The 13,895-nt window shown below is 67.7% G+C and carries 14 protein-coding genes; 7 read left to right on the forward strand and 7 right to left on the reverse strand.

Annotated features, from left to right (window positions below; translation table 11 throughout):
* Window positions 1-22 precede the first annotated feature (22 nt).
* The 5 genes from AC3WTE_RS03240 to AC3WTE_RS03260 all read right to left on the reverse strand — a co-directional run bounded on the left by AC3WTE_RS03240 (window position 23) and on the right by AC3WTE_RS03260 (window position 4,415).
* Window positions 23-925 (reverse strand): 3-oxoacyl-[acyl-carrier-protein] synthase III C-terminal domain-containing protein, encoded by a 903-nt coding sequence (locus tag AC3WTE_RS03240; protein WP_492435620.1) that lies wholly within the window; start codon window positions 923-925, stop codon window positions 23-25.
* Complete coding sequence (locus AC3WTE_RS03245; RefSeq protein ID WP_492435621.1) at window positions 909-2,006, reverse strand: 3-oxoacyl-ACP synthase III family protein; 1,098 nt, start codon at window positions 2,004-2,006, stop codon at window positions 909-911. The genes AC3WTE_RS03240 and AC3WTE_RS03245 overlap by 17 nt, the downstream gene beginning before the upstream one ends.
* Window positions 2,007-2,086: 80 nt before the next feature.
* A complete protein-coding gene (locus tag AC3WTE_RS03250) occupies window positions 2,087-2,521 on the reverse strand; it encodes a pyridoxamine 5'-phosphate oxidase family protein (protein ID WP_492435622.1) in 435 nt (144 codons plus the stop codon).
* A 71-nt stretch (window positions 2,522-2,592) separates the two neighbouring features.
* Window positions 2,593-3,390: a family 1 encapsulin nanocompartment shell protein gene (locus AC3WTE_RS03255; RefSeq protein ID WP_492435624.1), complete on the reverse strand. Its 798-nt coding sequence runs from the start codon at window positions 3,388-3,390 to the stop codon at window positions 2,593-2,595.
* A complete protein-coding gene (locus AC3WTE_RS03260; protein WP_492435626.1) occupies window positions 3,387-4,415 on the reverse strand; it encodes a Dyp-type peroxidase in 1,029 nt (342 codons plus the stop codon). The genes AC3WTE_RS03255 and AC3WTE_RS03260 overlap by 4 nt, the downstream gene beginning before the upstream one ends.
* A 51-nt stretch (window positions 4,416-4,466) precedes the next feature.
* On the opposite strand from AC3WTE_RS03260, the gene AC3WTE_RS03265 reads away from it, so the two are divergent.
* The gene (locus AC3WTE_RS03265) at window positions 4,467-5,726 is read left to right on the forward strand and encodes a M18 family aminopeptidase (RefSeq protein WP_492435627.1); all 1,260 of its coding nucleotides are present in this window, start codon (window positions 4,467-4,469) and stop codon (window positions 5,724-5,726) included.
* A 9-nt stretch (window positions 5,727-5,735) separates the two neighbouring features.
* Window positions 5,736-6,089, forward strand: coding sequence for a VOC family protein (locus AC3WTE_RS03270; protein ID WP_492435629.1), 354 nt, complete (start codon window positions 5,736-5,738; stop codon window positions 6,087-6,089).
* Window positions 6,090-6,093: 4 nt separating this feature from the next.
* Here AC3WTE_RS03270 and AC3WTE_RS03275 read toward each other — a convergent pair whose 3' ends face one another.
* Window positions 6,094-6,267 carry a hypothetical protein gene (locus AC3WTE_RS03275; protein WP_492435630.1) on the reverse strand — a complete coding sequence of 58 codons (174 nt, stop codon included), beginning with the start codon at window positions 6,265-6,267 and terminating at the stop codon, window positions 6,094-6,096.
* A gap of 136 nt (window positions 6,268-6,403) precedes the next feature.
* Here AC3WTE_RS03275 and AC3WTE_RS03280 point away from each other — a divergent pair, with 136 nt between their 5' ends.
* Genes AC3WTE_RS03280 through AC3WTE_RS03290 form a run of 3 tightly spaced genes read left to right on the forward strand, consistent with a single transcriptional unit; the run spans window position 6,404 to window position 9,601 of the window.
* Window positions 6,404-6,826, forward strand: a complete 423-nt coding sequence (locus AC3WTE_RS03280; RefSeq protein ID WP_492435632.1) for a DoxX family protein — start codon at window positions 6,404-6,406, stop codon at window positions 6,824-6,826.
* A gap of 52 nt (window positions 6,827-6,878) precedes the next feature.
* Window positions 6,879-9,167 (forward strand): phosphoribosylformylglycinamidine synthase subunit PurL, encoded by a 2,289-nt coding sequence (gene purL / locus AC3WTE_RS03285; RefSeq protein WP_492435634.1) that lies wholly within the window; start codon window positions 6,879-6,881, stop codon window positions 9,165-9,167.
* Between the two features lie 53 nt (window positions 9,168-9,220).
* Window positions 9,221-9,601: a sterol carrier family protein gene (locus AC3WTE_RS03290; RefSeq protein ID WP_492435636.1), complete on the forward strand. Its 381-nt coding sequence runs from the start codon at window positions 9,221-9,223 to the stop codon at window positions 9,599-9,601.
* 3 nt (window positions 9,602-9,604) lie between these two features.
* Here the strand turns inward: AC3WTE_RS03290 and AC3WTE_RS03295 are convergent, their stop codons facing one another.
* Entirely contained in the window at window positions 9,605-10,957 is a 1,353-nt protein-coding gene (locus AC3WTE_RS03295; protein ID WP_492436266.1) for a DoxX family protein, read from the reverse strand.
* A gap of 208 nt (window positions 10,958-11,165) precedes the next feature.
* Here AC3WTE_RS03295 and purF point away from each other — a divergent pair, with 208 nt between their 5' ends.
* Window positions 11,166-12,695 (forward strand): amidophosphoribosyltransferase, encoded by a 1,530-nt coding sequence (gene purF, locus AC3WTE_RS03300; RefSeq protein WP_492435637.1) that lies wholly within the window; start codon window positions 11,166-11,168, stop codon window positions 12,693-12,695.
* Window positions 12,696-12,758: 63 nt separating this feature from the next.
* Window positions 12,759-13,841, forward strand: coding sequence for a phosphoribosylformylglycinamidine cyclo-ligase (gene purM / locus AC3WTE_RS03305; protein WP_492435639.1), 1,083 nt, complete (start codon window positions 12,759-12,761; stop codon window positions 13,839-13,841).
* The last annotated feature ends 54 nt before the right edge of the window (window positions 13,842-13,895 follow it).

The raw sequence follows: 13,895 nt of genomic DNA on the forward strand, positions 1-13,895 counted from the left end.
CGGGCGAGACAGTTCTCGGTGCTCAACGACGCGACGCGCGCGAAGCCGCTTCGGGCGCCACTCGGTACAGAGCCGCCCCTGCGGTCACCCCCGCGCCGACGGCAATGAGCAGAATGCGGGCACCGGGTGGGAGTTCTTCGGCCGCAGAATGGAATGCGGCGGCAAGCGAGGCGGTGTGCATTCTCTCGTCGTCTGCGACGGTGACCCGGCCTACCGGCACCCCGAGGTGGGTTGCCAGTGCGGCGCGGTATTCCTGCCGGGCCGGAGCGGCGACGATCATGTCGACGTCCCCGAGTTCGAGCGATGCCTCCCGGAGGCAGCTTCGGGCCACCTCACTTCCAGCGGTGGCGAACCGCTCGTCCATGGTGGCGGACTGCCTGACTCGAAGCACATTACGTCTATCTTCGAGTCCGATTGTGGCACTCAAGGTCTCGCCATCGTCGGGGAGGTTGATCCAGTGCACGCGCCCGAGTCCGTAGTCGTCGCCGGTCCAGCCGCAGAGCAGTGCCGCCCCGGCAGGGGAGAACGGAAAGCCTTGGCTCATACCGTGGCCCGGGTTGGCGTCACTCGCGACGACCAGGGCACGGTCGATGGTGCGTGACCGCAGGAAGCCGTCGACGATCTGCAGGGCGGTGAGGACGCCGCAGGTCCCGTTGGCTATGTCGAACGAGAACGTGCCGTGGGCGTCGGCGTGTGGGTCCTCGGCGTTGGCCCCGACATCCTCCTGAATCAGCGCCGCGAGCGCGGGCTCCGCCAGATTCCGGTCGCGGTAGATGCCCGTATTGACCAGAAGGTCCACATCGGCGGGGTCGGTTCCGGCCTTTTCCAGACAGGTTCTTGCCGCGGCGACGGCGAGTCGTAAAGCGCTGTGCCGGTTGCGCCACCCGCCGCTGGTGACGGCGAGACGGTCAATGACTGTGCCCAAAGTGGTTCACCAGCTCCTCGTCCACGGTGAGGAGAACGACGCCGATCTCCAGACCTGATGCCAGCGCGATCAGGGCGATGGTCTCGCCGGGGCGGATTCGCCCGGCTTCGAGTTCTTCCACGAGGGCCACGGTGTGCGTGGTCGACGCGGTGTTTCCGTAGCGATCAACGGTGATCACGGCGTCGTGCCGGGGACTGTCACCGAACGAGGCCGTAACTGCAGCCATGCCCTTGCGTATCGCGCGCGCCGAGGTCTGATGAGTGATCACGTGATCGATGTCGTGGATCGAGATGCCGGCCGCGTCGAGGGCTTCGTGCAACAACAGCGGGGTGTCAGAGATGGCGGCCCGCTGGATCTCACGAGACTTGGTGAACATTCGAGCTCCAGGATCGCTGCCCTTCGGATACCCCAGGCACAGCCGGCTGTAGTCGGCAACGGTGGTGAAGCCGGCGAGGCTGATCCCAGGCGACCCGGCTGGGGCACGTTCGAGGAGCAGCGCAGCCCCGGCATCTCCCAATGTCAGGCAGGCGAGTTCGTTGCTCATGATGCTGCGAATATGGCGCGCCGCGTTCTGGCCGAGTTGCGAGATGTATTCGCCGCTTACCACCAACCCGCGCCGGACGGCTCCTTGTCGAATCCAATTGTTGAGAACCGTTACGCCGGTGAGCATTCCGGCGCACGCGTTGGACAGGTCGAACGTCATGGCCCGCTTTGCCCCGATGGCGTGCGCGACGACGCTGCTCATCGTCGGCTCCGCCCACTGAGTCAAGCCGCCACGAAATTTCGTGATGCTGCAGCTGATCACCACATCCAGCTCCGCGGCACTTTGGTGCGCCCGGCCCAGACAGTCGAGGGCGGCCGAGGTCGCAAGTGTCTGGGAGTCTTCATCTCCCACCGAGACGCGGCGTTCACGAATACCGGTCAATCGCTCCAAATCGATGTGCGTGTGGTGCCGCGTGCGCGCCATCAATTCGTTGGTCGTGAAATGTGTGGCGGGCAGATGCCGGCCGGCACCGGCCACGCGGGTGCCGAACCGTGCCGGCGGTCCGTCGCCCTCCATCACCAACCAATGCTTGGCCATCTGTCGCATCCATTTCCCTCACGGGACGGGTCGTGGCGGTAGCCACGCCCACCCATGCTTCGAGCGGGAGGCGCAGAACCTCATTCGACGTTCGGATCATTCGTGGGCTCGGGGCCGAAAACGAATCGGCGCCCGGTAATCCGCAGCGGGTGAATGCGGACAAAATGCGGCTTCGGCGTTGCCGTCCAAGGGAATAGCCATGCCCGCCGGGCTTCCTCCAGGTCGTCATCGGTGTGTGGGGTGCGCGCCGTTCCCCTGAGGATGACACTCCAGCCATCGTCGGCGGTGTTACCGTCAACTTCGAACAACACGTGCTTGTTGATCGCCGAGCTGACCAATTTGGTGCCTTCGGCGGTGCGGAACAGCACGGTTCTGTGCTGTACGGCGAAGTTCACCGGAAAGATCTCCGGCCAGCCGTCAACGCACGTGACGAGTCGTCCCAACTCGACGGTTCCCATCAGATTCCAGCATTCGGTCTCGGAGAGAGTCGAGATTACCGGCGCATCGGTGGACATGGCCGGAACGCTACTGACGGAGGGATGGTCACAGGCAGGGCCATAGGTCCCGAGTGCGAGTCCCTAGGGCCTCACGCGCCCAACGCGACCGCCGCCTCGGCGGTGTAGCAGAGGAACGTCAGCGTCTCCTGCAGGTACAGCTGCACCGTCTCGGCATCGTGGGACAGGTAGCCGATGGTCACGTCGGTGCCCAGCTGCAGATCGAAATCGCCTCCGCGCGTGGATAATACGAACGCGCCATCGATCGCGGGCGCCCAGATGATGTCGCCGTCGACCAGTCGATTGAGGTGCTCGAGCAACGGGTAGCCGTGCTCGGTGGTCTCACTGACCTTGGTGTAGGCGTCTGCCGACAACAGCACCGAATACGGCCCGTCCACGCCGGCCAGTCGCAGCTCCGACAGGGCCTGAGAGATCACGTCCGGGTAGCCGCGCGGATCGCTCGGCAGCGCCAGCGCGGGGTTGGAGCCGGCGGCCCGGATGCCCTCGATCTGGGCGGCGGGGTAGCCCTCGAAGATCGCCCTGTCCTCGGAGAACGCGAGCTTCTTGGCGGCGTCCTTGACCGGGTCCCAGTCGGAGTCCTGCGCGCCGCGTTCGACGTCATCGATGGCGGAACGCGACACCGTGAACGGCACCCGAAGGCGGACCAGCGGGCGGGCTTCCCGAAGGTGCGCCTGCACACCGTCACCCGGCGACGTGACGTCGACGAGGTGTCCCGTGCTGACCGCCGCCGTCGTCGGTCCACCGGGCTCGCTCACATCGACCACCCGGCGACCGGCGATGTGCCGCTTGAAGGTTCGGGCCGCTTCCTCCTCGATCTGCGCCCATGCGGCCGAGGTGATGGGAGCCAGCTCGCGGTACAGGTTGTTCATTGCGGGTTACCTTTCAGGCTGCCGATGGACAGGATGCCGGTGGACTTGGGTTCGGGTTCGGGTTCGGGTTCGGGTTCGGCCGGTGAGGCGGCTGGCAGGGGCGGCGGGGCGTCCAGGAAATCCACCGTGGGAGTGAAGAACAACACGCCGGTGACCGCGGTGGAGAAATCCAGGATGCGGTCGGTGTTGCCCGGCGGATCACCGATGAACATGTTTCGCAACATGCGCTCGGTGACGCTGGGGTCAGCCGAGTAGGCGATGTAGTACGTGCCGAATTCGCCTGAGCCGACGCGGCCAAACGGCATGTTGGCCCGGACGATCTGCAGCTGGTTGCCGTCGGCGTCTTCGATCACATTGAGTGCCACGTGCGAGTTGGGCGGCTTGACGTCGTCGGCCATCTCGATGTCCTCGAGCTTGCTACGGCCGATCACCCGTTCCTGCTCGGTGACGCTGAGCGACTCCCACGACGCCATATCGTGCAGATACTTCTGCACGTGAACGTAACTGCCACCGGCGAATTCGGGATCCTCGTCACCGATCTGCGCCGCGACCACGGCATCGGGACCATCCGGGTTCTCGGTGCCGTCGACGAAACCCAGCAGGTCGCGATTCTCGAAGAATTTGAAGCCGTGGACCTCGTCGACCACCGTCACCGCGCCGTCGAGCGATTTCAGGATCTGGCTCGCCAGCTCGAAGCACACGTCCATGGCGTTGGCCCGGATGTGGAACAGCAGGTCGCCCGGAGTCGAGGGCGCGTGGTGCCGCGTGCCGTGCAATTCGGGAAACCGGTGGAGACCGGCCGGACGCGGACCGCTGAACAAGCGATCCCAGGCCTCCGAGCCGATCCCGGCCACCAGACTCAGACGGCTTGCGGGCGTGCGGAATCCGACTGCCCGAACGAGTCCGGACAGCCCGGAGAGCGCTTCGTGCACTTCGGTCTCGGCGCCCTCATCGATGGTGGCGATGAGAAAGATCGCGGCGGACGTCAACGTGGTGAGTACGGGCTGAGGCCGTGCGGGACACACGAACCCGACCCTAGCGGCAACGGCTCCGGATTTCCGGGTGATGATGGCCTCATGACCGGAGCTACTGCCGCGGGCCTCTGCGGATTCATCGACGCGTCGCCCTCGCCGTTCCACGTGTGCGCGACGGTGGCCGCACGGCTGACCGCCGCCGGGTTCACCGAACTGGCCGAGACCGAGGCCTGGCCCGCCACTACAGGCAACTACTTCACCGTGCGGGCCGGCTCGCTGGTCGCCTGGAAGACCGCCAGTCAACCGCTGCCGTTCCGCATCGTCGGGGGTCACACCGACAGCCCCAACCTGCGGGTCAAGCAGCACCCGGACCGGTTCGTCAGCGGTTGGCAAGTGGTGGCTCTGCAGCCGTATGGCGGCGCCTGGCTGAACTCCTGGCTGGACCGCGACCTCGGCATCAGCGGCCGGCTGTCGGTGCGGCGCGGCAATGCCGTGGCGGACATCCTGGTCCGGATCGACGACCCGATCTTGCGGGTGCCGCAGTTGGCCATCCACCTGTCCGACGACCGCAAGGGCGTCAGTCTCGACCCGCAGCGGCACGTCAACGCGGTGTGGGGTGTCGGAACCGGAACCCGCGACTTCATCGGCTACGTCGCCGAGCACGCGAGCGTGGACGGCGCCGACGTCCTGGGCGCCGATCTGATGACCCACGACCTGACGCCGTCCCGGCTGATCGGCGTCGACAGCGCGCTCATCAGCGCGCCGCGACTCGACAATCAGGGCACCTGCTACGCCGGGCTGGAGGCTTTCCTGGCCGCCGACCCCGCGCAGCACATTCCGGTGCTCGCCCTGTTCGACCACGAAGAAGTCGGGTCGACGTCCGACCACGGTGCGCAGTCCGACCTGCTGCCGACTGTGCTGGAGCGCATCGTCCTGGTCGCCGGCGGAACGCGGGAAGACCTGCTGCGCCGGCTGGCCGGGTCGATGGTGGCCTCCGGCGACATGGCGCATGCCACGCACCCGAACTACCCGGAGCGGCACGAGCCGGGCCACCTCATCGAGGTCAACGGCGGCCCGGTGCTCAAGGTCCAGCCCAACCTGCGGTACGCCACCGACGGTCGGACCGCCGCTGCATTCGCACTGGCCTGCGCCCAGGCCGGGGTGCCGCTGCAGCGCTACGAACACCGCGCCGACCTGCCGTGCGGCTCCACGATCGGCCCGATGACGGCCGCGCGCACCGGTATCCCGACGGTTGACGTCGGCGCCGCCCAGCTGGCGATGCACTCGGCTCGCGAGGTGATGGGCGCGCTCGACGTACCGGCCTATGCCGCGGCGCTGCAGGCGTTCTTGGCACCCGCCTAGAGTTTGACCATGGCACTCAAAGTGGAGATGGTCACATTCGACTGCGCCGACGCGCAGGCGCTGGCCGACTGGTGGGCCGCGCAGTTCGGGGGCAAGGTGCACACGCTGATGCCGGGGGAGTTCTACGTCGTCAACCTGGCCGAGGGCCCGAACCTGGGCTTCCAGCAGGTCGACGATCCGACGCCCGGCAAGAACCGGCTGCACCTCGACTTCCATCTGGAAGGCGACATCGAACCGGAGCTCGAGCGGCTCAAGGCCGCGGGCGCGACCGAGACCGAACGGCATGCCTTCGGCGAGGTGGCCCGCTGGGTGGTGCTGGCCGACCCCGAGGGCAATGCGTTCTGTGTCGCCGGCGCGGCCTGACGGCTTACTGACCCGCCTGCTGCTCGACCAGTTCGACACCGGTCGACACATAGGGCTCAGACGCGGCGTGCCACGCCTTGGCTGCGACGACGATCGCGCCGGCACAGATACACACGAGGGCTGCGATCACGGCGATCATCGCGAGCGCGCCCCGGTTGACGCCGAGGTGAAGTCTCATCTGGCCACGCTAAATCCGCTGGATAAGGCCTACGTTGGTGCTACTTAGCCACCGGCTGTGAACGCGGCCGCGATGACTGTCCGCGTTCATGTCGGTCTACCCGGTGTTGAAACATCGATCGAGAACGGAGTTCACCATGGCTGACACAAAAGGCGCATCGAACACCAAGGCCGCAATCGCCGGCCGCACCAAACCGGAGAAGATCGGCCTGGCGCTGAGCGCGGTGCTCGTGTTGTTCCTGCTGGCCGATGCCATCCCGAAGATTCTCGGCGCGCAGTTCGCTCGCACGGCGACCGAGGTGATCGGCTTTCCGCCGTACCAGACCTACGTCATCGGGTGGGTGCTGCTGGCCTGCGTCATCGCGTGGGTGGTGCCCCGCACCGCAGTGCTGGGCGCGGTCGGGCTGACGGCCTATCTCGGCGGCGCGGTGACCATCGACATGCACCAGGAGGCGTGGTTCCCGGTGGTCTTCGCGGTGGCCTTCGGCCTGCTGATCTGGGCGGCCCTCATTCTGCGGCGTCCCGCGCTGCTCAAGGTACTCATCAGCGGGACCGAGTAGCCCGCATTCGCCGTGGCGGGCCGGCGAGTTCGGCAACGATAGACTCTCTGTCGTGACGTCCTCGGTCGATACCGTCAATAACGCGACTACCACGCCTGATCAGCCGCAGCCGTATCGCGAGCTCGGTCTCAAGGATGACGAGTACCAGCGCATCCGCGAGATCCTCGGCCGTCGGCCGACCGATGCCGAGCTCGCCATGTACTCGGTGATGTGGAGCGAGCACTGCTCCTACAAGTCCTCGAAGGTGCATCTGCGCTACTTCGGCGAGACCACTACCGACGAGATGCGCGCCGGCATGCTGGCCGGCATCGGCGAGAACGCCGGCGTCGTCGACATCGGTGACGGCTGGGCCGTCACCTTCAAAGTCGAATCGCACAACCACCCGTCGTACGTCGAGCCCTACCAGGGCGCGGCCACGGGTGTCGGCGGCATCGTGCGCGACATCATGGCCATGGGCGCCCGCCCGGTCGCGGTCATGGACCAGCTGCGCTTCGGCGCGGCCGACGCGCCCGACACCCGCCGGGTACTCGACGGTGTGGTCCGCGGTGTCGGTGGCTACGGCAACTCGCTCGGCCTGCCGAACATCGGCGGCGAGACCATCTTCGACCCCTCCTACGCCGGCAACCCGCTGGTCAACGCCCTGTGCGTCGGCGCTCTGCGCGTCGAGGACCTGCACCTGGCCTTCGCATCCGGTACCGGCAACAAGATCATCCTGTTCGGTGCGCGCACCGGTCTGGACGGCATCGGCGGCGTCTCGGTGCTGGCCTCGGACACCTTCTCCGGTGACGAGTCGGGCGCCGGCCGCAAGAAGCTGCCGAGTGTTCAGGTGGGTGACCCGTTCACCGAGAAGGTGCTCATCGAGTGCTGCCTCGAGCTGTACGCGGCGCACCTCGTGGTCGGTATCCAGGACCTTGGCGGTGCTGGATTGTCTTGTGCCACTTCGGAATTGGCGTCAGCTGGCGACGGCGGCATGCACATCGACCTGGACAAGGTGCCACTGCGCGCGACCGGTATGACGCCCGCCGAGGTGCTCTCCAGCGAGTCGCAGGAGCGGATGTGCGCGGTCGTGACACCGGAGAACGTCGACGCGTTCATGGCCGTCTGCCGCAAGTGGGACGTGCTGGCGACCGTCATCGGTGAGGTCACCGACGGCGACCGGCTGAAGATCAGCTGGCACGGCGAGACCGTCGTCGACGTGCCGCCGCGCACCGTCGCCCACGAGGGCCCGGTGTACAACCGGCCCGTCCAGCGTCCCGACACCCAGGACGCGCTGATCGCCGACACCTCGGCCAACCTGCCCCGGCCGAAGACCGGCGACGAGCTGCGCGCCACCCTGCTGCAGCTGCTCGGCAGCCCGCACCTGTGCAGCCGGGCGTTCATCACCGAGCAGTACGACCGGTACGTCCGCGGCAACACCGTCCTCGCCGAGCATGCCGACGGTGGCGTACTGCGCATCGACGAGGCCACCGGCCGCGGCATCGCGGTGTCGACCGACGCGTCGGGCCGCTACACCCAGCTGGACCCGTACACCGGCGCGCAGCTGGCGCTCGCCGAGGCCTACCGCAACGTCGCCGTCACCGGCGCGACTCCGGTCGCCGTCACCAACTGCCTGAACTTCGGCTCGCCGGAGGACCCGGGCGTCATGTGGCAGTTCTCGCAGGCCGTGCGCGGCCTCGCGGATGGCTGTGCGGCGCTTGGCATTCCGGTCACCGGCGGCAACGTCAGCTTCTACAACCAGACCGGTTCGACCGCGATCCTGCCGACCCCGGTGGTGGGCGTGCTCGGCGTCATCGACGATGTGCACCGCCGCATTCCGACCGGTATCGGCCTGGAGCCGGGCGAGACCCTGATCCTGCTGGGCGACACCCACGACGAGTTCGACGGCTCCGTCTGGGCGCAGGTCACCGCAGACCACCTCGGCGGTGTGCCGCCCAAGGTCGACCTGGCCCGTGAGCAGCTGCTGTCCGAGGTGCTGACCGCCGGTTCGCGCGACGGCCTGATCTCGGCTGCCCACGACCTGTCCGAAGGTGGGCTGATCCAGGCTGTCGTCGAGGCCGCCCTGGCCGGCGAAACCGGTTGCCGGGTCCTGCTGCCTGAGGATTCGGACCCGTTCGTGCAACTGTTCTCCGAGTCGGCCGGCCGCGTGCTGGTCGCGGTGCCGCGCACCGAGGAGAGCCGCTTCATGGCCATGTGTGAGGCCCGCGAGCTGCCGGCTGTCCGCATCGGTGTGGTGGACCCGGGCAGCGAGTCGGTCGAGGTGCAGGGTCAGTTCAGCGTCACGCTGGAAGAGCTCCGCCGAACTTCCGAATCTGTGCTGCCCGCCCTGTTCTCCCATGAGTGATTTGTGCACGAAGACCCGCGCCGGCCGCGGAAAATCGTGCACAAATCGCTGAGATGGTGACGCGTAAGGCGCCCGACCCGGCGGCGACGCGGGCGGCGGTGTTGCTGGTCGCCGACTGGCTGCGCGACGAGCAGACCGAAACGCCGCCGCGCGCCGCGATCGCCGACGCCGTCCGGCTGACGGCGCGCACCCTCGCGGCCGTCGCCCCCGGCGCCAGCGTCGAGGTGCGGGTGCCACCTTTCGTTGCGGTGCAATGTATTTCGGGCCTCAGTCACACCCGTGGCAACCCGCCCAACGTCGTCGAGACCGACCCGCGCACCTGGCTGCGGCTGGCTGCTGGGCTGGTGTCGCTCGACGCCGCCGCAGGCGCTGTCGAGCTGTCGGGGTCGCGGGCCCGCGAGATCGGCCCGTGGCTGCCACTGGTCGACCTGTAGCGCTCACTTGAAGAACGGGTACTCCTGCACCCAGTGAAAGCCCCTGTTGCGCAGGGTGAATTGGTTGAGGTCCACCTGATCGAGCGTGATCTGCACGGGGCGGCCCTGCAGTGTGCCGGTCAGCCGCAACTCCTGGGCCGACGGGTGCGACACCCTCAACTCGGCCAGCGTCGCGCCGCCGGGCTCGGTCGCTCTGATGGTGTCGGAGCTGATGGTCGCCGGTGCGTCCACCAACTCGCCGTTCATTCGCTGGTAGGTCAGCGCGCCCTGTTTCTCGAAAACCACGCGTTGCCAACGGGTCTGGCCGGTGGTCAGCGGTGGCAGTGGCTTGCCGTCCACACTGAACTCCCGGACCGCCCAGATCCCGTACAGCTCGGGCTTGGCACTGCCGCCTCCGTAGGTGTGCCACGCCTGCCAGCTGCTCCAGACGCAGCCGATGACGATCCACAGTCCCAGCGCGGCCTGCACGGTGGCGGCTCGCCGATTGGCCCGCTCGGAGCGCAGCAGTGCCGGTTGACTGACCGGCTCCGACGGGCGTTGCAGGACGAACAGGTCCGTCAGCCGGCGCAGCTGCGGGGCGAGCAGCACCAGGCTCATCAACAGCAGGTGCCCGGACAAGATCTTGACCGGCACATCGAAGGTCATGTTCAACAGGAACACCTGAGCCATGCTGGCCAGACCGAGCAGCGTCCCCAGAGTCGCGGTACGCGGCAGGAACATCAACAAGCCGGCCAGCACTTCGACGGCACCGAGCGTCATCTCATAGGGCTGGGAGCTGCCCACCTGCAGCCACAGCACCGAGGCCGGGCTGAAGTCGCCGTAAGACCGCAGCAGGGCACTCGGCGGCGGCGCCGGCATCTGCGTGGGCACGAGCTTGGCGAACCCGTAGAAGAGCATCTGTCCCGCGACGCACAACCGCAGGAACGTCAGGAACCACGCCGACAGCCGGGCGTAGTCGGGCCGCCGCCGGTCCACCAGCGTCCACACCGCGGTCCCCACGACGGAGATGGCCAAGAGACAGAACACCAGTACCCAGACGGCCGTCTGATCGCCGCTGCCGGAATCCTGGTGCAGCACCGCCTCGACGCCGAAGACCTCGCGGCCGACCCATTGGACTGCCGGGCCCAGCACGGCCATCTGCCACATCACCGCCAGCTTGGGCAGCCACTCGCCGAGGATCCCGAAGAACGCGAAGGTGATCTGAGCGAACAACAGACAGAACAGGCCGAAGTACAGAAAGCAGAATCTGAATGCGATCTTCGTCACGGTGGACCAGGGCCGCGGCCGAGTTTCGGCGACGGAATCGGCGACGCCTGTGCCGGACTGCGCTGAAAGTTGACTCCCCATGAAGACCAGTTAAACAGCTGGATCGCGGTGGGCCGGTGGTCATCCCGAGCCGCTTGGGCCGCCGCGCCGCCCCGTTGGGACGGGGTCGGAGACCGGCGCGCCGTGCCCGCCGGAGCGCGCAACGCGGTGCCGGACACGCCAATCGATTCCGTTTCGCGCCCCGCTGGACCGTAGACTCGTCCTTGTCACCAACCGCCTCCCCGGGAGCAGCCCTATCGTGACCGATCAGACCGAGAACGAACCACGCGAGGAATGCGGCGTATTCGGGGTCTGGGCCCCTGGTGAGGATGTGGCAAAGCTCACCTACTACGGCCTCTATGCGCTGCAACACAGAGGGCAGGAAGCGGCGGGCATCGCCGTCGCCGACGGCTCCCAGATTCTGGTGTTCAAGGATCTCGGCCTGGTAAGCCAGGTGTTCGATGAGCAGACCCTGGCCGCCATGCACGGCCACGTCGCCGTCGGCCACTGCCGCTACTCCACCACCGGCTCGACCACGTGGGAGAACGCGCAGCCGGTGTTCCGCAACACCGCCGCCGGTACCGGCGTCGCGCTGGGCCACAACGGCAACCTGGTCAACACCGCCGAACTGGCAGCCCGGGCCCGCGAAGCCGGCCTGATCAACGCACGTGGCCACGTGGCCGCCACCACTGACTCGGACATCCTGGGCGCCCTGCTCGCGCACGGCGCCGCCGACTCGACCTTGGAACAATCCGCTCTGGAACTGCTGCCGCAGGTTCGTGGCGCGTTCTGTCTGACTTTCATGGACGAGAACACCCTGTACGCCGCGCGCGACCCGCATGGCGTGCGACCGCTGTCCCTCGGCCGGCTGGACCGCGGTTGGGTCGTCGCTTCGGAGACCGCCGCGCTGGACATCGTCGGCGCCTCGTTCGTCCGCGACATCGAGCCCGGTGAGCTGCTGGCCATCGACGCCGACGGAGTGCGCTCCACCCGGTTCGCCAACCCCACCCCGAAGAGCTGCGTCTTCGAGTACGTCTACCTGGCCCGTCCCGACAGCACCATCGCCGGCCGCTCGGTCCATGCCGCCCGCGTCGACATCGGCCGCCGGCTGGCGCAGGAGAAGCCCGTCGACGCCGACCTGGTCATCGGGGTACCCGAATCGGGTGTGCCCGCCGCCGTCGGCTACGCGCAGGGCTCTGGCATCCCGTTCGGGCAGGGCCTGATGAAGAACGCCTACGTCGGGCGCACCTTCATCCAGCCGTCGCAGACCATCCGCCAGCTCGGTATCCGGCTCAAGCTCAACCCGCTGAAGGAAGTCATCCGCGGCAAGCGGCTGATCGTCGTCGACGACTCGATCGTCCGCGGCAACACCCAGCGCGCCCTGGTCCGCATGCTGCGCGAGGCCGGCGCCGTCGAGGTGCACGTGCGCATCGCGTCGCCGCCGGTGAAGTGGCCCTGCTTCTACGGCATCGACTTCGCCACCCCGGCCGAGTTGATCGCCAACGCCAAGAGCACCGAGGCGAGCGAAGACGAGATGCTGGAGGCGGTCCGGCACGCCATCGGCGCCGACTCCCTGGGCTACATCAGCCGGCAGGGCATGATCGCCGCCACCGAGCAGCCCGCGACCCGGCTGTGCGCGGCCTGCTTCGACGGTGACTACCCGATCGAACTGCCCGGCGAGGCTGCCCTCGGCAAGAACGTCGTGGAGCACATGCTGGCGTCCGCGGCCCGCACCGGCGTGCCGCTGACCGCCGACAACGACAACGCCTCAGCCCTGCGTCGCCCCTGACCTGACGGCCGTCAACAGGCGCGAGGTGCGTCCGTCAGGGTGCGCCCGGTAGCCTTGGGCCCGATGACTAGCCAGGATGAGCGAGCTGAATCGGTTGGCGCCTCGTACGCTTCGGCGGGGGTTGACATCGAGGCAGGCGATCGCGCCGTCGAATTGTTCAAGCCCTACGCGAAGAAGGCCACCCGCCCCGAGGTCCGGGGCGGCCTCGGAGGTTTTGCCGGGCTGTTCGGCCTGAAAGCCGGATACCGCGAGCCACTGCTGGCCTCGTCGACCGACGGTGTGGGCACCAAACTCGCCGTGGCGCAGGCCATGGACAAGCACGACACCGTCGGCATCGACCTTGTCGCGATGGTTGTCGATGACCTCGTGGTGTGCGGCGCTGAACCTCTGTTCCTGCAGGACTACATCGCCGTGGGCCGCACCGTGCCCGAGCGGGTGGCCGAGATCGTCTCCGGCATCGCCGAAGGCTGTGTGCAGGCCGGCTGTGCGCTGCTGGGCGGTGAGACCGCCGAGCACCCGGGACTGATGGAACCCGACCACTACGACATCTCCGCCACCGGCGTCGGCGTCGTCGAAGCCGACGATCTGCTGGGCCCCGAGAACGTCCGTCCCGGCGATGTGATCATCGCCATGGCCGCCACCGGCCTGCACTCCAACGGCTACTCGCTGGCCCGCAAGGTGCTGCTCGAGATCGACCGCATGAGCCTGTCCGGGCACGTCGAGGAATTCGGCCGCACGCTCGGTGAAGAGCTGCTGGAACCGACCCGGATCTACGCCAAGGACTGCCTGGCGCTGGCCGCGGAGACCCAGGTGCGCACCTTCTGCCACGTCACCGGCGGGGGACTGGCCGGGAACCTCGAACGCGTCATCCCGCACGGCCTGACCGCCGAGATGGACCGCGGTACCTGGACGCCGGCACCGGTGTTCCAGATGATCGCGCAGCGCGGCCGTGTGGAGCGTGCCGAAATGGAGAAGACGTTCAACATGGGTGTCGGCATGGTCGCCGTCGTCGCGCCGGAGGACACCGACCGCGCGTTGGCGATTCTGACGGCCCGGCACTTGGACTGCTGGACTCTGGGCACCGTCAACAAGGGTGGCAAGAGCAGCGTTCGCGCCGAGTTGGTGGGCCAGCACCCGCGCTTCTGACCTTGAGGTCGCGCGAGGGCTGGGCCGGTGGCCTGCGATACCGGTTGGGTATCA

The organism is Mycobacterium sp. FW102-FHT13B02 (genome assembly GCF_058790275.1).

Coding starts and splice junctions, on each gene's coding strand:
- AC3WTE_RS03270 (WP_492435629.1), top strand. CDS start 5,736: ATGGCACTCAAAGTGGAGATGGTCACATTCGACTGCGCCGACGCGCAG.
- AC3WTE_RS03255 (WP_492435624.1), bottom strand. CDS start 3,390: ATGAACAACCTGTACCGCGAGCTGGCTCCCATCACCTCGGCCGCATGG.
- AC3WTE_RS03275 (WP_492435630.1), bottom strand. CDS start 6,267: ATGAGACTTCACCTCGGCGTCAACCGGGGCGCGCTCGCGATGATCGCC.
- AC3WTE_RS03280 (WP_492435632.1), top strand. CDS start 6,404: ATGGCTGACACAAAAGGCGCATCGAACACCAAGGCCGCAATCGCCGGC.
- purM (WP_492435639.1), top strand. CDS start 12,759: ATGACTAGCCAGGATGAGCGAGCTGAATCGGTTGGCGCCTCGTACGCT.
- AC3WTE_RS03265 (WP_492435627.1), top strand. CDS start 4,467: ATGACCGGAGCTACTGCCGCGGGCCTCTGCGGATTCATCGACGCGTCG.
- AC3WTE_RS03290 (WP_492435636.1), top strand. CDS start 9,221: ATGGTGACGCGTAAGGCGCCCGACCCGGCGGCGACGCGGGCGGCGGTG.
- AC3WTE_RS03245 (WP_492435621.1), bottom strand. CDS start 2,006: ATGGCCAAGCATTGGTTGGTGATGGAGGGCGACGGACCGCCGGCACGG.
- AC3WTE_RS03250 (WP_492435622.1), bottom strand. CDS start 2,521: ATGTCCACCGATGCGCCGGTAATCTCGACTCTCTCCGAGACCGAATGC.